Origin of the sequence: Chania multitudinisentens RB-25 (assembly GCF_000520015.2) — a bacterium.
GTDB classification, from domain to species: Bacteria; Pseudomonadota; Gammaproteobacteria; order Enterobacterales; family Enterobacteriaceae; genus Chania; species Chania multitudinisentens.
In genome coordinates, this window is the sequence record NZ_CP007044.2 from 107,279 (window position 1) to 127,553 (window position 20,275).

Genomic DNA, 20,275 nt, shown 5'->3' on the forward strand with positions numbered 1-20,275 from the left:
AACTATCTCCACAGTGCGGCGTCAAGAACAATAGAAGATGCAAGCGCATTTCTGGATGTTTTCAATAAATAACTTACCGTGTCAGCAACATCAGAGGCAGCAAGCATTTTTTTCTTTTGTTCATTGGAAATATTGATATGGCCTTCCATTAGTTCTCTAAATGATGTATCAACTTTGTCCAGAATAAGGCTCGTCACTTTTATCCCTAATGGTTTGCAATATTCCCGTAACCCATCGGTCATACCCTGAACGGCATACTTAGAAACAGAATATGCATACATATCTTTATTCCCTCGGGTACCCCAGATTGATGACATGTTAATTATTTGTGCTGAAGGGCTATTAATCAATACCGGCAGCAAGGAACGAGTAAGATAAAAATAACCATTCACATTAACATCAAACGTATTTTTCCATTCCAAATCCGTGGTGGTCAGCGGGCTACTGAAATAAGATATCCCCGCAACATTGATAAGTACATCAATAGTTTTCATTGCCTCTAAAGCATCCAATACTGCCCGATCGACCTCGCCACGCTGTGTAACATCCAATTGATTAAAATGGATTTTATCTTGATATTTCTTTTTAAACAACCTGGTTTCTTCTTCTGAAATATCTTTGAAATGGCAGGCAAAAACAGAGTGCCCATCTTTTAGAATTCGCTTTGTCAAATTCTGACCAATTCCACTCTCACAGCCCGTAATAAATACATTCATATTGTGCTCCTTTATTCATGCTAGAAAGATGTTGCGATGTTCATATCTTGAATTAAATACTATAATATTCATCTATTGAGGATAAGAGTTGAAATTGGATAGGTGATTTTCATAAATGAAAGATAAAATTTCTCTGGATGACCTGAACTTGTTCATCAGTGTTGTTGATGCCGGAAGCCTGACAAAAGTATCCGAAATAGTTGATATCCCTTTACCGACCTTAAGCCGCCGCATAACAAAGCTTGAGCAATGTATTGGTGGCCGTCTCCTTAATCGTTCAACCCGGATGATCACGCTCACACCTTTAGGCCGTATGTATTACGATAGCTGTGTCGGCCCGCTATCCGAATGCTTGTCTGCCACAACATTACTTGATGACTATCACCATAGCTTAACGGGGAAGCTGGTAATTACTGCGCCAATAAATCTCACCCATCAATGGGTTGGCGACTGTATTTTTGATTTTATGAAGAAATATCCAGATATCAGTATTGATTTAATGGTAACCAACAGAGTGATTGATCTCGAATCTCTCAATGTTGATGCGGCCATTAGAGTGGGAAAATTGAAGGATAGCAATTGGATAGCTAAGAAAATCATGAGCTCACATTACGTTTTTTGTGCCTCAATAGAATATCTTTCTAAAAAGACCGTCCCGCTAGTACCTAATGATTTGATTAACAAGCATAAGTTAATCATGCCGAGATCGGATACTGAATGGCAGATCACCAATAAATCATCAGGTAGCGAGTATCTTATTTCAGCGACCCCTTATATGGTGGTGGATGATACCGAGTTGGTTATCCGAGCAGCAAAGAAAAGCCTGGGGATCTGTTTAGCTCCTTTTCAATTTGTTAAATCACTTATTGAGAGTGGGGAGTTAGTGCATATATTACCAGAATGGCATGGTGGGCTTAGACCAACTTATCTTATGTTTAGAGACAGAAACTACGTCCCGGCTCGCTTACGGGCTTTTATTGGTCATGTGGAGAAGTATGAAATTATCGGTAAGTAAAACGCTAGCTGCTAAATTATAAATAAAAAATGAGAAGAGTATTTTATCTATTAGCCCTTCTCAAACAATTAATACCAGACGGCAGGAGCAATCAGTATGAAATACCTTTCATACCTTCACGAGTATATCGTTCCCCATAAACATTATATTCATTCTTAATATTATTTAAAAGTTTAACATCGGCATCCTCCAATTGAATATGACATGAGGCGATATTCTCTGTTAAATATTTTTCTTTTTTCGTGCCAGGAATCGGTACGATGTTATTACTCTGTGCCAATAGCCAGGCTAACGCAATCTGGCCAATGCTACAGTTATATTTTTGACTTAATGGCTTAACCGCCTCTAGAATAGTAAGGTTCTTCGCCATATTTTCTTCAGAAAAGCGCGGGTTGAAACGCCGGAAGTCATCTGCTGAAAAATCGTTTACAGAGGTATACTTTCCGGTCAAAAAACCTCGCCCAAGCGGTGAGTAAGGTACTAACCCAATATTATTCCTGACCAAAAACGGCAGTATCTCATCTTCAACATCCCGCGTCCAAAGAGAATACTCTGTTTGCACGGCATCAATAGGGAATACCGACAGCGCCCGCTGTAGAATATCAACAGAAACTTCACATAACCCGATATGTAAGATTTTACCCTCTCTAACTAAACTGGCTAAGGTATCCATAGTTTCTTCAATGGGTGTTAATACATCAAGCCGATGCATATAGTAAAGGTCGATTTTTTCTAACCCTAGCCGCTTTAATGATGACTCGCAACTTTGCTTAATATAATCAGGAGCATTATTGATCTTGCGTTCGTAACCCGTACTATTACCACGGTCGATGCCACACTTGGTGGCAATAGTTAAATTTGCCCGAGCATTGGCCGTTAAACCAGACAAACAGCGCCCAATCAACGATTCATTATGTCCACGGCCATACATATCTGCCGTATCAAAAAAAGTCACCCCTTCATTGATCGCTGAGTGCAAAATATTCAGTGAGTCAACCTCATCACTAGGGCCATAGAATTCACTCAGGCCCATAGCACCATACCCCATCGCCGATACCTGTAAGCTAGAACCTAAAACTCGTTGTGGTAATTTACTCATATTGATTTTACTCCTTTATATTTAAACGATGCATTCTCGTTGACTGTATTCATTTTTTAAATTTTAAGTTATTTGATTAAATGAATATTCCCGTCATTCCAAGTTCCCACCAAATAAGCATTTCCTTGCTTAGCTAATGCCACTGCCCCACTAAAATTATCTGCTAATAATTCAGTTTTGCCTGAAATAACATTAACACGTCTAACCGCATTGGCACCGTTATCGATAGCGATAATCACATCATCCGACTCAGCAACAATACCCACTCCAGGGCGAATAAAATCATGGCCTAACTCTCTCTTTTCGCCCGACGGGCTGATATGGGTTAACCGGCCGCTATACTGGGTGACAACCAGGCTTCCATCGTTAAGTTCAGTAACCCCCACAGGAAGATTCAATCCTGAAGCACGGGTGATTACGCTACCAGTCTCCAGGTTAAGCGAAGATATCTCGCCAGATGAACGGTTCGTAATTAATAAATGACCATCTTTAGAGAATGCGATCCCCGTAGGAGTTCGGTAACCCGTTGATATTTTACTCTGTATGCCTTCTGAAGATACTTTTAAAATATAGTTATCAGAGTACGAGGATACATAGATATCCCCATTCTGATTAATAGCAATACCCGCAGGGGATAATATATTATCTACTAATATCTCTTTTTCGCCATTAGCTTTGATTTTAGTAACAGAATCACCAGACCAGTTAGTTACATATACAGTACCTTGTTTATCAACAGCAATCCCAGTTGGAGCAGCAAAACCCGTATAGATAATTGATGAATCAGCCATAATTTTCTCATTAAAAAAAGCGGCAGTGAGTAACAACAAAAACATACTGAAATTCTTCATAAATAGTTCCTTTACTCTATAAACTTCAAGTTACGGAAAAGCAGTAAACAGGATAATCCCGATGAGTTTGCAATCGCCAATGTTGAACTATCAAACACAGTCAGCATCCTTACAATTTGCAAAACAATGAGCATTACTAATATTCTTAAAAGCCAACTGTTGCACCACCATCAATATTCAATGAAGCGCCATTAATAAACGATGAGTTTTCACTTAATAAAAATAATATTGCATTATTGATATCTTCAGTATTGGCATATCTCTTCGATGGATTCATTGATTTTAGATTTTCATCTAACGTTTCTTTTTCAATATCTTTAAATTTGGCTAATTTTTCGCATGTCTGGCTCCAAGATTCGCTCTCAGTAATCCAAGGATTAATTACATTTAAATTAATATGCTTAGCCGCCAAATACTTTGAGCATGCCTTGGTAAAACCTGCTAAAGCAGCATTGACCGTACTATTAATAATGAAAAGTGGATCTGGGTCATAGCAGAAAGTACCGTTAATAATAATGACTTTCCCACCATTATACTTTGACATCATTCTAGATACCGCTTGGGTCATGCGTATTGTGCCCATCAACTTCGCCTGCATCGTGGCCTGCCAATCTTCTTCTGTGGTAGAGAAGAAATCGGTAGGCTCACCGTTTCCTGCTGCATTTATCAGCACATCTATCGGGCCATAATATTTATCAATATAGGCTACCCCCTGCTCCACAGAACTTTGGCTTGAAATGTCTATTTTATGCGTAACAATGCTATCCTGATTATTGCTCTCACCAATTAACTCCTTTTTTATTTGCGCCAATTTACTGTCACTGCGCCCTACTAATATGACTTTATAGTTTTTTTCAACTAAACATCTGGCTATTTCTTTACCAATTGAACCTGTTGCACCAGTTACTACCGCTGATTTATTTAACATGATTTTATTTTGAACCTCTAATAGGGTTAATAGCACTACTGGCTGTATACTTACCGATATAATTAATAGCCAGAACAATATTAATCACTGATACTGAAACACAAATTAACACCACACCAAGCCAGTGCATTGAACTCCAAACAAGGCCAAGAATGTATGTACCAAAACTCCCACCAGCCAAACATGACAAGAGATATAATGATGAAATCGTCCCTTTAGATGAAATGTCTACAAGTTGGTTAATAATAGACATAATAATAGGCTGTATACCAAAAACAAATATGAAAAAAGAAAAAATACCAAATGCAACAATATAAATGTTACTACCAAAAGCAATCACTAATATAGATACAGACACTCCACATAAAAATGTGATTAGAATCTTTCTCTTATCAATGCTCATTGCAAGCCTCGCACTAATAAATGCCCCACCAACCGCACTTATGCCAACAAAGTTCAACCACCCTAATGCCGTTGACGATAAATTAAATGGTGCGCCCTTAAGATAATACGTTAGAAAAGAAGACAACCCTAAATAGCTGAAAAAGAGAAGGAAACCCAAAGATAAAAACAAAACGATCTTTCTGTCCATGAGTATTTTTATCGCATTAATATAAACATCACTCAATTTTTTATGATTATGCCTAACAGTCACATTTTCTTTTAGCCCAATGATAATAAGCAGCATGGAAACAATGACTAATGCCGCATACATAGAGAATGCCATACGCCAAGAAAAGTGATCAGAAAGAATACCAATAATACTGCGACTAAAAATAATGCCAACAATTGATGCTGAGATCATTAACCCCATTGCACGCGGAAGCTTATATGCTTCTGTATTTTTAGCTGTATAAGAAAATAAAGCAGCAGGAACAGCAGCGGCAAAGAAGCCAAGTAATGCCATAGCAAGCAGGAATATATTATATCTCGTAATGTAAAGACAGATGAACAGACAGATAATAACACCTGCACACCCAAACAAGCTCAAGGATTTAGCTGAAACCCTGTCGGATAAAGGGCCAAATATAAAAAAAGAAATAGCGTATATAAAACACGACACACTAAATGAGTAGCGGGCGTCTAATACATCCACGTGAAAACTTGCTGATATCTCTTGGAAGATCAATTGTGTAATATAAACAGAACCGACCGACAAAACAACACCAATAACCGAGATCATCAGACTTGATAACTCACTATCTAACATAGTGTTTTTCAGTATGTTATTTGCATGCATAATTGCACCTATTTCCATTCATAATAATTTTACTCCTCGCGTTATTTCACCTGAGATAAATATTATCAATGATGCCAATTTTACATCGGCATCATAATAGGGCAGTAACTAATTACAATATCTAAACTAAGGCTCCGCAATTCACTTGAGCGCAAATTGCTAATATAAACTCAAGGCAGAAAGACATTAATCATGCCGCTATACCCGTGCCACCGCCATTGCAAGACCCTCACCGCCTCCAACACACAATGCTGCGATTCCATTTTTGAGGTTCCGAGCACTCAGTTGATGAATAAGTGAAACCAAAATACGGCAGCCTGAAGCTCCAATAGGGTGCCCTAAGGCAATTGCACCACCATTAATGTTAATTTTCTCTTTCGGGATCGCTAACGTTCTTTTAATGGCTAATGCCTGTGCAGCAAAAGCTTCATTGCACTCAAAAAGATCTATCTGCGAAATCTCTTTATTGATCTTCTCCAAGCACTGAGTAATTGCCGAAATCGGAGCAACACCCATTATTGAGGGGCAAATGCCGGTATTGGCAAAAGCAGAAATTTTAACCAGCGGCGTCAACCCCAGCTCTTTAGCTTTACTTGCGCTACAAACAATGACTGCTGCCGCCCCATCATTCAATGACGAAGCATTGCCAGCCGTTACCGTACCCTGAGAATGAAACGCAGGCTTTAACTTCGCCAGCCTGGCAGCCTCAGTGACTCTTGGCCCTTCATCAGTATCAATAACCTGCGAGCCTTTTTTATGGATGACGGTAACCGGTGAGATCTCCGCTTTAAATTTCCCTTCTTCTATCGCTGCTAACGCTTTTTGATGGGAGCGTATTGAGTACGCATCTTGCTCCTCACGTGAAATACTATATTGGTCAGCAACATTCTCCGCAGTGATCCCCATATGGTAACCATTATAGGCATCCGTTAGCCCATCATTAACCATCGAATCAACAATGTTACTATTCCCGACACGCACACCCTGACGTGAAGACAAGAGGATATGAGGGGATAGAGACATATTCTCTTGCCCACCGGCAATAATCACTTCAGCATCGCCATGACGAATAGCCTGAATAGCTAACTGGATTGCGATCATCCCAGAACCACAAACTTTATTGATCGTTAGCGCACAGACATTATTTGGCAACCCAGCATTTAATGCGGCCTGACGTGCAGGATTTTGACCACACCCCGCCGTTAACACCTGCCCCATAATAACCTGGTCAACATTTTCAGGCTTAAGATTATATGTCTGTAATAAATCTTTTATAACAGCCGTGCCTAATTCGGTAGCAGGGACAGTGGATAACCCCCCCTGAAATGAACCGATGGCCGTTCTCTTGGCACCTACAATAACAATATCTTCCATACAGAATCCCTCATAAAAAATTCTTAATCAGCAATGATTATCAGAAATAGAATATTGCATTTATAACAATGTGTTTATTAGTCTTACTCACTCAACACGCACAATCGGCCAGTTATTATTTGATGCATAGTGGCTAAGTGCCGTTCCTTCACCAATACATATCGGATGGCCAACACAAGCAAGCATAGGAATATCAGAAACGTCATCGCCATAGGCAAAACAAGCCGATAAATTAATGTCGTTTTCTAAAGCATATTGCCTGATAACGATTGCTTTACCTTCACCAATTGTTTGTGTCTCTAAAATTTCGCCGGTAACGACTCCTGACTGATCGGTCGCTAATTTTGTACAGAGAATATCTGTAATGCCTAATAGCTGGGCAATAGGTTTCAAGAGTGGTGTCATTGAACCAGAGACAAGAACAATATTATGACCCAAAACTCTATGGGCTAAAATGCTTTTTAATGTATAACTTATAAATATCTCAGTATTGGAAAATGAATTTTTAAACCAGCGCTCTGCGCACTGTTCTATTTTTAATAAAGGAACTCCCTTAAAAAAACGATAATAAGCTCGATTTAACTCCTCCCTGCTACTCATCTTCCTGGCCAAAACAGAGAACTGAGAGTCAAACTGTTCTTGCTGGCTAATGAGGCCATTTTCACTTGCCCAAAACTGAAAGAAATCAAACATGCTCTTAATATTTATCAGCGTATCATCCACATCATAGAATGCAGTTTGGCGCATCTTTATTCCCCATCCTCATAACACATTCGGCGGCTTTTCACCTTGAAGTCAGGATTGTCACCAGCAATACCGCCATCCCCCCATCGAGAAGGGGAAATCTCTTCAATATAAACAGTGATCTTATCTAATGGGCAACCTAACTGATTATGTATGACTCGTGTGACGTCGGCGATAAGTAAGCTCGCAGATTTCTCATTCGCAAATGGCCAAGCTGTTATTTTAATAATTGGCATAATATTTATCCTAGTGTTGTAATGTCGTGGAAGTCTGATTTTTTTAATTTCAGGTGAGCATGTATATCACCACCTAATCCATATAATCCTATTGCTCCACCATAGCTTTGCTGTGAACTCATAAAAAGCACAACTACATTGATAATACGATTCGCATCTTCATCCACGTTCGATGGGAACGGATTATCTAAAATAGCCCAATAAGATGCACTGCCATGTTCATCAGTGACAAATACATTTGGAATACCCAGAGGCCCAGGTCTGCTTAACATCGCAGGATTTAAATCATTTTCTCTGAGGCTCATAACTGTATATAAACTGTTAGGAATAAGGTGACTAAAAACGAAATCAAATCGTGCTGAACGACTATTATCCGCTACAGTCACAGTCAAGGTTCCTTCTGCTTTTACCCAATCTGCCAAGGTGATTTTATTTATTTTCCTGCGCCCGTCACTTTCACGATAGTCAGAAATATATGCCTGATTAAGGGAACAGCTATCTCGTACTACTTCGCCAGCGTTAGGACACTGCTCAGGTGCAAATACCATTGGATAATTATTTGAAGGCAATGGTAATGGCAATGTAAAAAGCTCTATATCACTTAACTCTTTTATCGATGCATTAGATAAATCCTTCTTAATCAAATAAGGCTCAACATAACCAAACGTGGGAACAGGCGTTTTTTTATCAACAATCGCCATTCCCCAATTTCTTTCCCCTTCTTGCGGCAAAGTACCAATAACAACAAAATCTCCATTTTTATCGATCACCTCACTGGGTGGATACAATGGTCCCTGTGTGGTAATTGATAATTCGTAAATATAAGTTTTATTAATCTCCATTTTTTACTCTGGGATCATCTTGTTTGAATTTATTTTAATAAAATGATTAACAATGGCTTGCTCTGCAAGTTCCGCTTCTTTCTTACTGATTATATCCAGTGGATATACGGTAAAGTTTGCTTCCATAGAGGCACATAAAACATCATTCTGCCATGCCTCTATTCTGGAGCTTATTTTCTCACGCCGCTCATTAACATCGATATCATTTACCTTATAGATAATATTCGCGGCGATTGGGAAAATAAAATTATGAAAACTAGTATTGAGTGAGTTGATAACAAAGTATTTTTCAATGTCACCAAGGAATGGATAAAACTCCTCAGTGATAGCGATAAATGTTTGTCTAAACGCCTCAACTAATAGCATCCCCTGCAAGTGTTTGCCTGATTGATGGTCGCCCATCAGTTCACAGCGCTCATCAATAATGAGTGGCAGAGTATAAATGTCTTTATCAATTTTTTTGGCTTTACCAATAAGAATATTATGTTCTTCTTTTTTATGAGTATAGCTATTACTACCCTGCGGGTACTGCTCTTGTAATAACGTATGTAAGTCGATATTACTGACCTGTTGGTTATAGTGATGATAGTTTTCTAATATGTTACCTATGGTATCTTTTCTCACCCCTTGCCCAATAACTACAGAATTATTTCTAGCTAATACTTTAGACGGGATTTTTGTCATCAAGTCTAACTGACTTAATGTCACAATATCATTGCTCATGGCGAATTCATGAAACTTATCGCCAACCACCAAGAGGTCGGTGTTTTGGTTTTTTAGCATAACTATTTTTCTCTCTTTTCGTTAATAAAATTAAATTTTTTGATAGATTCTAGTATATAAACCGTCATTACCACCGGTGATATACTTATCACCCGCTTGCTGAATGATTTTTTGGTAATTCTCATCAGTGAATGATTTCATATATTCTTCAGGTGCTACTGAAAAAGCAGAAACAAACATAACACCAGGTTGAGTACTAAAAACTGAGTGATAGGCTTCAAAAGATTCAATTTTATCTTTGTTACTGCGGACAACGTTAAAAATTGTCTCTTCCCGCCAGCTACGATATTGAGAATGAAACTCTGGAACAACTTCAACATGCCGTAGCTGGACATATTCAGAATCAGGGAAGCATTTTTCTGATGCAATAGGACTTTCAACATACTTAACCAACTCACGTTTTACATCGCCAGACAGCAACTCGGTAAGGTTATCAAGAATATTGTCAAGATTATTCTCATCATGCTGGATTTCATTAAACCCAGCGTAACTATTGAATTCCAACAATTCTTTATTTTCACCTTGAATAGAAAGGTAATAGTTTTTCATTGCAGAAGGTTGTAGCAATTCGGCCAGTCTTGGCTCCATTCCTTTCTTTAATGGATAACGAGAAATCATTAGATAGTTAGCAGACATAGTATACTTCCTTTTTAGTCAATTATGGGTTAAGCGTTATTTTCTTGGAAACATCTTACATTTTTAAAACGGTGTTTCGAAATATTTATTTTGTGATAGGATAAAGATATCAGCAGGTATAAAGCCCTAGAAAACCTTACTGCTCTATCGCTTAAACATGAACATATATGTTGGAGAAAGTGATGCGAATATTTAGCAAAAGACTCCCTACTATCAGACAGTTACAGTTCTTTATTGCGGTATGTGATGATATGAGCTTCAGGCGGGCAGCCGAGCGTTTAGGCGTTTCACAACCACCACTGTCAACTCAAATTCGTAATCTTGAAGAAAATCTGGGTACAACTCTTTTCCTCCGCGATACACATCAGGTATCTCTCACAGAAGCTGGAAAACTGTTTGAATTGCAAAGTAGAAAACTATTGAACACCATGGTTGATAATTTGGCAGAAATAAAAAAGCACAGTATTTCTGATCAAGGATTTCGTGCTGGAACGACTAAAACGCTAGATTTTAATCTAATGCCTAAAATTCAACACATGCTTGATGAGTTATCTAATGCGAATACAATCTATAAAGACACCTACACTTCTAAACAACTTTTGATGGAAATGCTTAATGGGCATTTAGATTTTTCTATTGTTGCAGAAAAACCTTATCAAAATGAGCTATTAGAGTTTAAATTTATCTATAAAGAGATAAACCTGATAACTCTTCCAAGCAGCCATCCTGCTAGCAAAAAAGAGTTTGTTGACTTAAAAGATGTCAGTGACCTGCCATTATATTGGTTTAACCGCCTAGCTAACATTGATTATTTTGATAAATGTGAGGGAATTTTCGACACATTACCCTTTAAGCTGACCAGAAAACCAGAACCGAGTGATCCATTACGGATGCTGTCAGAAATATCATTAGGCCGCGGGATGGCTTTTATTCCTTATTCGATGTGTATGGTTAGTAGATCGGGTATTACTTATAAACGCATGACTCCTTATTACGAAGATAAGTTCAAAATTAATATTTATCTCTCTTGGCGAAAAGATTTAAAAAAAATTAGTGCGCTAAATGCAATACAAAAAATTCTATCCTTAGAGCCTTAGATAAACAGTAATATAAACGGACAGATAGCATACTGTCCGTGACGCTCACTGAATCAACTCACAGCGCTTACCTCAACCAGCAGCACCCTTGTAAAGTGGCAGGATCTAATGGATGATTCTCCCGATAGCGCATCAGAAATTCAGAAATGCCTGAGTTAATTAGCAGAATGGATGATATTATCGCGAAAAATTACCCGCAGGCACCGACCTGCACGCTGGTAGACATTACGAGTCAAGCAGTAATATGTCTGGCTGCTCTCTCAGCATCGGGGAATATTTTAACTCATATTTTCAACAAAAAAAATTTGAGGCTCTTTATAGGATTTTATTTAAAATAATTAAAAATAAAATCATTCCAAATCAATATCATTACTACCCTAATAATATTCCCACATAGAAGAAAACACCAAGTCAATACAGCTCTGTCCAATTCAACCAACCTTCACTTTTAGCTTTATTTTATAATTGGCTATACTGTTTCATTGCCAACACAGTTCAACTAACGCTATCCTCTATCAACAACATATGGTGGATAATTTTAACCGCGAGGGCTTTGCGATAGAGCTCGGCCTGAATATCCCAACACAGTAAGTGGTTAAAGTGCTGGAGCGTTTAGATAAAACATAATGTTATTTTATTATTGACAATTAAGGGAGATTGCCTAGGAATACCTAAATCCATGGCCTATTTTATTTGCCCACAACATGGAATACGAAATACCTCAACCTCAAAACGGGGCTCACTACTGCCTGTTTGCAATAATGTCGTACCCTTTGTATCGGATAAATAACCACAGACAAGGAAAGATAATATGACCATTAGAATTACCAAAATAGCCAGCCTCATGATAGCGACGCTGGCAACTGGCCCTTTATCTGCTGAAGCGAGAACTCCCCTTATTTTCAATACAACAACCCCCCAGAACGACCTAACGGGTGCCATGGCTGCACAGGTGCAGTTTGCCCAGAGCCAGATCCTGCCCGCCCAGCCAAAGGAGGGTGATCGCCAGCCGACCCTGACTAGTTTGCGTAAAAGCCTGCTGTTGGTGCGGCCATTGCAGGCTGATGAGGTAACACCAGTACGGGTACAGGCCCAAGATGCCAATGGCAAAGTTCTCGGCACCCTGACACTAGCACCGCCATCAGCGTTGCCAGAGACCGTCTATCACTTGTCTGATGCACCTAAAGAAGATGTGGATTTTACCCCCACAAACGGATCGTCCGTAACCATCAGCAGCAGTGCCGATCTGGATAAGCTCAGCGATAAAAGTGCCAGCTTTCTTAAGGAGCGCTTGACGGGCAAGGCGCTGGTAGATATCCAGACTGCCGACGGCTACTGGGTACAGGATATCTATCTACCCGCAGGCGCTGAGTGGCAAGACAAAATGGTACGGGTGCGCTCAAATGCGGGCTACAGCTCGAATATCTACTACGGCAATAAGCAGGTGACTGTTTCACGGGGGCAGACTCTTCAGTTCAAATCTGTCAATGGCCAGTGGTTCTACCAGGAAGAACTTGAGAACAACCGCATCACCTATGCGCAGAATACCTGGAGTGGCGAGCTGCCTGCTGAATGGATCCTGCCGGGGTTGAGCCTCACCATTAGCCAAGGGAAACACAGCGGCGAACTTACCAGGATCAGGGTTGGAGCACCCAATGAATTGCTGCTCCACACCATCGACATCGGCATGTTGACTCCCCCACGGGATCGTTTCGATTTTGCCAAAGACCCAGAAGCGCATCGCGAATACTTCCAGACTATCCCGGTCAGCCGGATGATCGTCAGCCAGTACGCACCCGTTCATCTACAGGAAGTGATGCTGCCGGATGGCACTCTGCTCACTGATTTCGACCCGAGCACCGGGGGCTGGCATACCGGCACCATGCGCGAGCAGATCGGCAAGGAGCTCATATCCCACGGCATCGACAATGCCAACTACGGCATCAACAACACGGCGACACAAGGGAACAAGAGCTATTCTTTCGATGCCGCCCAACTGGTGGCCCACAACAGCCGCGGTAACTACGCCAATGGGGTACAGGTTCATGGCGGCTCCGGGGGAGCTGGCATCGTGACCCTGGATAAGTCGCTCGGCAATGAATTCAGCCATGAAGTAGGCCACAATTACGGGCTTGGCCACTATGTCGATGGCTTCCGTGGCTCAGTCCACCGCAGCGCCGATCAGATTAACTCCAGCTGGGGCTGGGATAGCGACAAGCGCCGTTTCATTCCCAACTTCTTCCCGACCCGCACCAATGCAGACGCCTGTCTGGATGGAGAATGTCAGCCCCCGTTTGAGGGGCGCAAGTTTGGTTTCGACTCAATGGCAGGCGGCTCTCCATTCTCTAACGCCAATCGCTTCACTCTCTACACGCCCAATTCGGCAGCCATTATCCAAAGTTTTTTAGAAAGCAAAGCGGTGTTCGATGCTAACTCACCCACCGGCTTTAGCAAATGGGACGCAGCAACCGCCCGTATGGAACCCTATGAGCACAAGGTTGAGAAGCTAGAGCAGATTGATGCCCCGGTTGATGATTTGAGCGAAAACCGGCTAATGACGCTATTTGATGAATATTCGGTGGTCAATATCGCTATGTGGGATGGCCACTGGACACGTTATATCCGTGTACCCGCTGCTTCTGACAAAAACCAGAACCGCAGTCTGACCATCAATCACAAGGCGAGCTACAACAGCATTCTCACTATCAACGGTGAAGATATCCTTATCCAAAAGGGCGTCAAAAAGAGCTTTACCTCTGATGGCCAAAGGTGGCAAGAGAGCGCTGAGATCGATACCCGAGTTGTTCGCAAACCAGAGCAGTTTGGCGTTCCGGTGACAACACTAGTGGGTTACTATGACCCGCAAGGCACCTTACCCAGCTATATTTACCCGGCCTTACATGGCGCGTATGGATTCACCTATTCCGATGACAGCACCGAAATTGCAGACGGTGACTGCCAGTTGCAGGTGGAAACTGACAACGGGATTCTGCACTTCAAACTGACCAACCATCGCGCCATCAGCACACTGATGAACAAATTCCACATCAACGTCCCTACGGCGAGCCAACCTAGTAGAGCTACCGTGCTATGCCACAACCAAAGTTTTACTGAAAGAACACTATCAAGCGCACCAGAAGGTCTCTCATATACCGTTAATGGCCGAGCTCTACCGGCAAAACATAATGAAGGTTGCATTATATCTAATCAAACAGGCGATAAATATTGCCTTCCTATCGGCGAACGCTCTGGATACTCCTTGCCTTCGTGGATCTACAATCACGAAGTTCATGTAGATGCTGGTTCAGAAGCAAAAGTATATTTATCGGATTGGGATAACCTTTCATATAGCAGAGTTGGGGAATTTATTGGTAACGTAGCGACCAGTGAATTAAAGAATGTAAGAGCCTGGAATGGTATGTATCTAGACTTCAGCAAGCCAAAATCAATGAGGGTGGTTAGCAAATAAAAAAATGGTGTGCCCTATTACAGCCAGTTCTGGAGCGGTATATTCCATTTTGTTGATGCCGCCTGGATCAATAGATAAATAACTTTCCGCCTGAGAATATCAGGCTTGATGCAAGGCGCAGGAACACAGCCAAGGCTGTGTTCCTTTATTACTTGTGGTATCTGACTGGGGTATTTGAGCACATTACGTGTTCGGCGCTCAAATACCCGCCAACAGCACTAGCACGGAATTAAGGGGCGCAGATCGGTAGTGTTGGTTGGTTCTTCAACACGGCGGTGAACTCACCAATGAGCTCGTTAGCGCTCATCTGATTAATATCTAAGCTGCCTGTACGGCAGTGAACTCTCGCTATGCTACGGGTGTTTCTGCCCGGATTTTCTAAGCTGCCTGTGCGGCAGTGAACCCTGAAAGACGAACTGCCAGAGGCCAGAGATTTTTCTAAGCTGCCTATGCGGCAGTGAACTTAAAAAGCTGAACGAAGAAGCCAGAAAGGCGTTTCTAAGCTGCCTATGCGGCAGTGAACCTTCCAGATGGGCTATCACAAGCTGAATACATTTTCTAAGCTGCCTATGCGGCAGTGAACTATGCGAATTTCCCGCTGATCACGTTGGCGCTTTCTAAGCTGCCTATGCGGCAGTGAACTACCGGGCTTCAAGTTGGTGGAAGGTAAGTTATTTCTAAGCTGCCTGTGCGGCAGTGAACGAAGCCATTGCACGGGCCGCAGTTATGGTCATTTTCTAAGCTGCCTGTGCGGCAGTGAACTTGTTCATGGTCTTGACCAGTTTACGGCCCGTTTTCTAAGCTGCCTGTGCGGCAGTGAACATTTCATCCCTTAACTCTTTTAATTTATCAGTTTTCTAAGCTGCCTGTGCGGCAGTGAACGGGAAACCTCTGACCCTTCCGCGATCCTGGTCTTTCTAAGCTGCCTGTGCGGCAGTGAACAAGCTCGTTTACTGCATTCATAATGTTCCGTGTTTCTAAGCTGCCTGTGCGGCAGTGAACAATTGGCTCTTTTGAACTGTATCAACGCCACATTTCTAAGCTGCCTGTGCGGCAGTGAACTGCCTCTAAAGCCTCTTTTGACAGATGTTCCAGTTTCTAAGCTGCCTGTGCGGCAGTGAACGCTGATAAAGAGGCTGGGTTGCTATCTGGTATTTTCTAAGCTGCCTGTGCGGCAGTGAACATCGGCGGATGCATACAACGGGGATCATCTGTTTTCTAAGCTGCCTGTGCGGCAGTGAACTGTTGCATATCCTTTCTAACCTACTGTTAATCAAACAACAACAGGCAAATCCGTTGAAAAACCCTTTTTCAGCGATGGCTAATCCTAACCTATTAAATCAATAAGTTAGGATCGGCCAAAAAATTAGGGTTAAAACCACGGGATGGTCGCTGTCGGGCTTAAGCCATAAGCACTGAATGCACCTTCGGTTGCGTTATCGCCAAGCGGCCCCTGTTCGATAAACAACAGAAACGTCTGCTCGCTGGATAAGCTTTTCAAACGAATAAAGGGTAAAGATGAGCGTTTTTCCACTGAATCAGGAATACGCTGCCGCGCTTCTTCTTCAGTCAGCCACCCTTTGCTGACTGAACGGCGGCGTAACCGTTCCGCGTTACTCTTTGGTTGCACACGCCGCACGGTGCGATACTTCACTTTCTCCGGCACCGGCAAAATGCCGCTGTGCTCAGTATTATCACGCAGCCCTTTGCGCCACGGCTGTGCGTCTAATGTACTGAGTGCAGTAAGAGAACCGTGCAAACGCAGCCGATCCCCCAAGGTTTTACCCGCCGCAGGAAAGCTTACCCCGATCTGCCCCTGGCCTACATGGCCTAACGCCCGGTGCAACTTGGCAAACAGCACCTCCAACAACGTTGAAGGGCCGAAGTCAGGATCGGGAAGAATACGGATTTCAATATAATGCCCCATACAATGCCCTTATTCGCCTTTTTCGCCAAAGACACCACCACGGATTAAAATAGCCATCACATAGTGCTGCTGTTCAACCGCCGGTTTATCCCCTTTGGTCACCCAGTTATCCAGCAATGTATAAAAATCCATTTTCTGCTTCGGTTGGCGGTACGCTTTGCCACGGCTGGTGACGGAGCCGTAAGGCTCAACCGCAATCGGCCCCAGGCCCAACTCAGCGGCATCGGGATACCAGGTATCGATGGTGCGCAACGCATTACCCACTTTCTGCGAATGCAGTGCCGCACCGTCCGCCACCTGATACAACACCTTGCTTTTCTTGCTGTTGCTGTCGAGCACCAACTCCTGGGAAGGGAAAACTTCTTGCCCATTGCCTAAGCGCACAAAAGCCTCAACGCTCAAAAACGCGAAACTCTCTCCCGCCAGACCTTGTTCTATTTCCTGTGCCAACGCCGCTAATGCGCCTTGCGGCGGGCTGAATACGCGCAGGCTATGATCTTCACTATTGAATTCCCATTGCTGGGTTTTACCTTTTACACAGACCTTAACTGCCTCAGCCCCCACCCGGTTGCGCCACAGAAAACGGCCATTCGCCAGGTTTTCTGCATAGCGCGCCGCCAGCTCGCCAAAACCCTGCTCCGCAATGTAGCCATTAATCACATTAGCCAGCTCAGCCTGATATTCCTGATCGTTACACACCGAAGGCACCGCTAGATTGCCCAGCACGCGCAGCGTGAAGCTGACTTTCAGGGTGTCGCAATCAAAAGGCAGCGCGGCAACGTCGACCCGTTGCAGGTTGGCTTTTTGAATTTCGGCATCCAATTTGGCCGGATCGCTGGCAATCGCGTTCTTTAAACGGTTGGAGATAGTACCGCGCACCGCTTTTTCCTGAATTTTTATCGGTTGCCATTCACCCTGTTGTTCCCAATTACCGGCATACAGCATGGCATCGGAGTTTGCTAATTTACGTTCGAATGCCAGTACGGAAGCCGTTTTAATCGTTGCTTTAGCCATTTTTTATTCCTTTAAAATCATTCTTCTTCGTTAAATTCGTCGTATTCCACCGCTGCCGATAACGCACTGCGGCAGACGTAGGTATCGTTCAGATGGTGGTAATGCCACAACAAGGTTTTCAGGTCGTTAATACGATGCGGGCTGCGCCATTCACCAATGCCGTAGACCGCCTCCGCAAAGCGGAAAGGGGTGACCGGATCGCGGGCGTTTTCCACCTCACCAGGCGGGAACAAGGGGGAAATCGCTTGGTAGCCGGTTTGCAACGGCACCAAAAAGCCTTTTTCCGGTTTGGCGACATAACGCCATTGGATTGTTTCATCCACCGTGGCCTGCATTTTTAGCGCAGCAAAATCAAGCCAGGCGTCGATCATTTCAGCCTGAGGTTCTTTTTGCTTTAACACCTCAAAATGCGCTTGCAGCAGTTCGGAACGATCCAGCAGAACAAAACCCGGTAATAAACGGCGCATCAGGCGGCGCAGCGCCTTGGTTTCATCCGGGTAAGCCATCACGCTGACCTCCCCAATGCTGACGATGGTGCCACCCGCCAAACGCTGGCGCAGGCATAACGGTGCCAAATGATCTGCCAGGGCTTTTGCCCCTTCACGCCCATTGGCAACCACGCCGTTGCACTCGATCAATAACGAAACCGTCATATGCATACGGCCTTCTTCATTGAAAGCAGCGGTTTTGGCCTCTTTGGTCAGCGGATTACGGGTGAGAGAAAAAACGCGATCCCACCCCGATGAATGCGCATGAAGCTGCTGTTGGTGGCACACCACGCCGCAGTTTTCCAGCTCCAGATCGTGAGTTAACTGTAATTTGCGCGAAAGCGCGTGGGTAAAACCCAGAAAATGGGTGATGGCCGGGAAACCGTAGGTGAGCCCAGCGATCGCATTGGCGTTTTCCACCCGGACGTGACGCAGGACAATCAGCGTGCTCATGCCAGGCCCTCCTTCAGATCTTGCTCGAACTCGCGCAGCCGCTGTTTAAACAGCTTTGCCGTTGACCATTCCCGGCGCTCTACTTCACCAAATTTGAGTTCTTCATGTTGTAAACGGCGATTCAGCCACACGCCGAAGTCCAGGGCGATCTCCTTCTGCCAATCGCCACCTTCACGCTCAAATTGGAAATCGGCGTCATCTTTCGCCCGGCCAGCGTCCAACCACAGCTGCTGCGAACGTTTAAGCTGGCAATCCTCTTTGGCACTCCAGCCTGCCTGCACCTCCAAGTCTTGTACCATTGCCACATAGTTGAACAGGGTGTCGATAATCTCATCGGTAAACGCCAGGCGGCTATCGCGGATGTCTTTGGTGTTTTCGAGATCTTTGACACTCAGCAAATAGTGGCGCAATTCCCTGACGATGGGGTAGGCCATCCGGCTGAAATCGCCGTAGTCATGGAAAATCGATTTATGCCTGGTGGGGGGTTTAGAGATGATTTTCCAACTCGGCGCAGCACAGGAGAGCAGCCAGGTGCGGCCCCCACGGACGCTGTTTAAGTAAGAAATGTTCTGCGGTTTGGTGCCGCCAATATTCTGCACCGCCGTATTGGGGTAACTTACCCTCGCTGCCGGGTGCCATTCTCCTGCTTTAAAAGCGCTATAGATCTCTTTTGCTGCATCACTAAAACGGGCATCCGCAATGCGCTGATGCATGGCGTGTGCTAACGAGGATGAAAATAATGGGCTTAACAGGTGATACTCGTTATCCCCAATAGGGAAATAGAGCTGTTTGGCCAGTTTATGGGAGCTGGGTTGTTTATCCGTCAGCACCTGTTTAAAGCCATTGACCCACTGTTGTAACTGCCGATCAGATTCGGCTAAAGCCGCCAAAGGGGAATCATCGCCACGGTCAAGAACGGCAATTAATGATTCACCTTCATATTCCATTTGCAGCAGCTTGGCGCAATCCAGCGCCGCCGCGTTCCCAACGGCATCCAGCGCCGGGTTGCGCAATGTGGCGGTAGCCAGATAAGCCAAATCCCCTTCTGCTGTGGACAGAAAAACGCTGCTGCCTTTGGCATCGCTGTGGGTGAATTTCAGCGCATGAGTCACCAGGCTGATCTGCCCGGCACGGCTGGCGGCATCGGTCAGCCAGTTGCGCACCTCATAGCGTTGTTCCAGCTCTCGCCGCTGCTGGGCGATGTCCTGTTGTGTGACAGCAAGCTGTTCGCTGTCAGTAAGCCCCGCCAACCTCTTTTCCGCTTCCTTGTCGAAGGCTTCAAGCTTGGGCTGTTTTCGGCCTTCGATGTAACGGGCAATCAACTGACTGAATGTCTTGTCTTCCATACTCCTCCTTACTCCCT

General features: G+C 43.6%; 18 protein-coding genes and 1 CRISPR repeat array. Of the genes, 3 read left to right on the plus strand and 15 right to left on the minus strand.

Going from position 1 to position 20,275, the window contains the following annotated elements; translation table 11 throughout:
• Positions 1-2 precede the first annotated feature (2 nt).
• Positions 3-716 (minus strand): SDR family oxidoreductase, encoded by a 714-nt coding sequence (locus Z042_RS00395; protein ID WP_024912556.1) that lies wholly within the window; start codon positions 714-716, stop codon positions 3-5.
• Positions 717-831: 115 nt separating this feature from the next.
• Here Z042_RS00395 and Z042_RS00400 point away from each other — a divergent pair, with 115 nt between their 5' ends.
• Positions 832-1,731 carry a LysR family transcriptional regulator gene (locus Z042_RS00400; protein WP_024912555.1) on the plus strand — a complete coding sequence of 300 codons (900 nt, stop codon included), beginning with the start codon at positions 832-834 and terminating at the stop codon, positions 1,729-1,731.
• Positions 1,732-1,822: 91 nt separating this feature from the next.
• On the opposite strand, the gene Z042_RS00405 is transcribed toward Z042_RS00400, so the two are convergent.
• From Z042_RS00405 to Z042_RS00450, 10 genes are all read right to left on the minus strand, one after another.
• Positions 1,823-2,830, minus strand: coding sequence for an aldo/keto reductase (locus Z042_RS00405; RefSeq protein ID WP_024912554.1), 1,008 nt, complete (start codon positions 2,828-2,830; stop codon positions 1,823-1,825).
• Positions 2,831-2,898: 68 nt separating this feature from the next.
• Positions 2,899-3,681: an NHL repeat-containing protein gene (locus Z042_RS00410; RefSeq protein WP_024912553.1), complete on the minus strand. Its 783-nt coding sequence runs from the start codon at positions 3,679-3,681 to the stop codon at positions 2,899-2,901.
• Between the two features lie 145 nt (positions 3,682-3,826).
• Positions 3,827-4,609, minus strand: a complete 783-nt coding sequence (locus Z042_RS00415; protein ID WP_024912552.1) for an SDR family NAD(P)-dependent oxidoreductase — start codon at positions 4,607-4,609, stop codon at positions 3,827-3,829.
• A 4-nt stretch (positions 4,610-4,613) separates the two neighbouring features.
• Positions 4,614-5,867 (minus strand): MFS transporter, encoded by a 1,254-nt coding sequence (locus tag Z042_RS00420; RefSeq protein ID WP_024912551.1) that lies wholly within the window; start codon positions 5,865-5,867, stop codon positions 4,614-4,616.
• Between the two features lie 180 nt (positions 5,868-6,047).
• Complete coding sequence (locus tag Z042_RS00425; RefSeq protein WP_024912550.1) at positions 6,048-7,223, minus strand: acetyl-CoA C-acetyltransferase; 1,176 nt, start codon at positions 7,221-7,223, stop codon at positions 6,048-6,050.
• 87 nt (positions 7,224-7,310) lie between these two features.
• Positions 7,311-7,970, minus strand: coding sequence for an HAD family hydrolase (locus Z042_RS00430; RefSeq protein WP_024912549.1), 660 nt, complete (start codon positions 7,968-7,970; stop codon positions 7,311-7,313).
• Positions 7,971-7,972: 2 nt separating this feature from the next.
• Positions 7,973-8,203 carry a tautomerase family protein gene (locus tag Z042_RS00435; RefSeq protein ID WP_024912548.1) on the minus strand — a complete coding sequence of 77 codons (231 nt, stop codon included), beginning with the start codon at positions 8,201-8,203 and terminating at the stop codon, positions 7,973-7,975.
• Between the two features lie 5 nt (positions 8,204-8,208).
• A complete protein-coding gene (locus Z042_RS00440) occupies positions 8,209-9,045 on the minus strand; it encodes a hypothetical protein (RefSeq protein ID WP_024912547.1) in 837 nt (278 codons plus the stop codon).
• Positions 9,046-9,048: 3 nt separating this feature from the next.
• On the minus strand, positions 9,049-9,828 hold the full coding sequence (locus Z042_RS00445; protein ID WP_024912546.1) for an AfsA-related hotdog domain-containing protein: 780 nt from the start codon (positions 9,826-9,828) through the stop codon (positions 9,049-9,051).
• 30 nt (positions 9,829-9,858) lie between these two features.
• Positions 9,859-10,464: a hypothetical protein gene (locus Z042_RS00450; protein ID WP_024912545.1), complete on the minus strand. Its 606-nt coding sequence runs from the start codon at positions 10,462-10,464 to the stop codon at positions 9,859-9,861.
• 167 nt (positions 10,465-10,631) lie between these two features.
• On the opposite strand from Z042_RS00450, the gene Z042_RS00455 reads away from it, so the two are divergent.
• Positions 10,632-11,561, plus strand: coding sequence for a LysR family transcriptional regulator (locus Z042_RS00455; protein ID WP_024912544.1), 930 nt, complete (start codon positions 10,632-10,634; stop codon positions 11,559-11,561).
• Positions 11,562-12,501: 940 nt separating this feature from the next.
• Positions 12,502-15,030: a M66 family metalloprotease gene (locus Z042_RS00460; RefSeq protein ID WP_470253728.1), complete on the plus strand. Its 2,529-nt coding sequence runs from the start codon at positions 12,502-12,504 to the stop codon at positions 15,028-15,030.
• Positions 15,031-15,345: 315 nt separating this feature from the next.
• Positions 15,346-16,273: a CRISPR direct-repeat array (repeat unit 28 nt; unit sequence TTTCTAAGCTGCCTGTGCGGCAGTGAAC).
• A gap of 129 nt (positions 16,274-16,402) precedes the next feature.
• Here the strand turns inward: Z042_RS00460 and cas6f are convergent.
• From cas6f to csy1, 4 genes are read right to left on the minus strand one after another with little or no spacing between them, the layout of a single operon-like run.
• Positions 16,403-16,957: a type I-F CRISPR-associated endoribonuclease Cas6/Csy4 gene (gene cas6f, locus Z042_RS00465; RefSeq protein WP_024912542.1), complete on the minus strand. Its 555-nt coding sequence runs from the start codon at positions 16,955-16,957 to the stop codon at positions 16,403-16,405.
• Between the two features lie 9 nt (positions 16,958-16,966).
• Positions 16,967-17,971 carry a type I-F CRISPR-associated protein Csy3 gene (gene csy3, locus Z042_RS00470; RefSeq protein WP_024912541.1) on the minus strand — a complete coding sequence of 335 codons (1,005 nt, stop codon included), beginning with the start codon at positions 17,969-17,971 and terminating at the stop codon, positions 16,967-16,969.
• 17 nt (positions 17,972-17,988) lie between these two features.
• Complete coding sequence (gene csy2 / locus Z042_RS00475; protein ID WP_024912540.1) at positions 17,989-18,912, minus strand: type I-F CRISPR-associated protein Csy2; 924 nt, start codon at positions 18,910-18,912, stop codon at positions 17,989-17,991.
• Entirely contained in the window at positions 18,909-20,258 is a 1,350-nt protein-coding gene (gene csy1 / locus Z042_RS00480; RefSeq protein WP_024912539.1) for a type I-F CRISPR-associated protein Csy1, read from the minus strand. The genes csy2 and csy1 overlap by 4 nt, the downstream gene beginning before the upstream one ends.
• Positions 20,259-20,275: the final 17 nt, after the last annotated feature.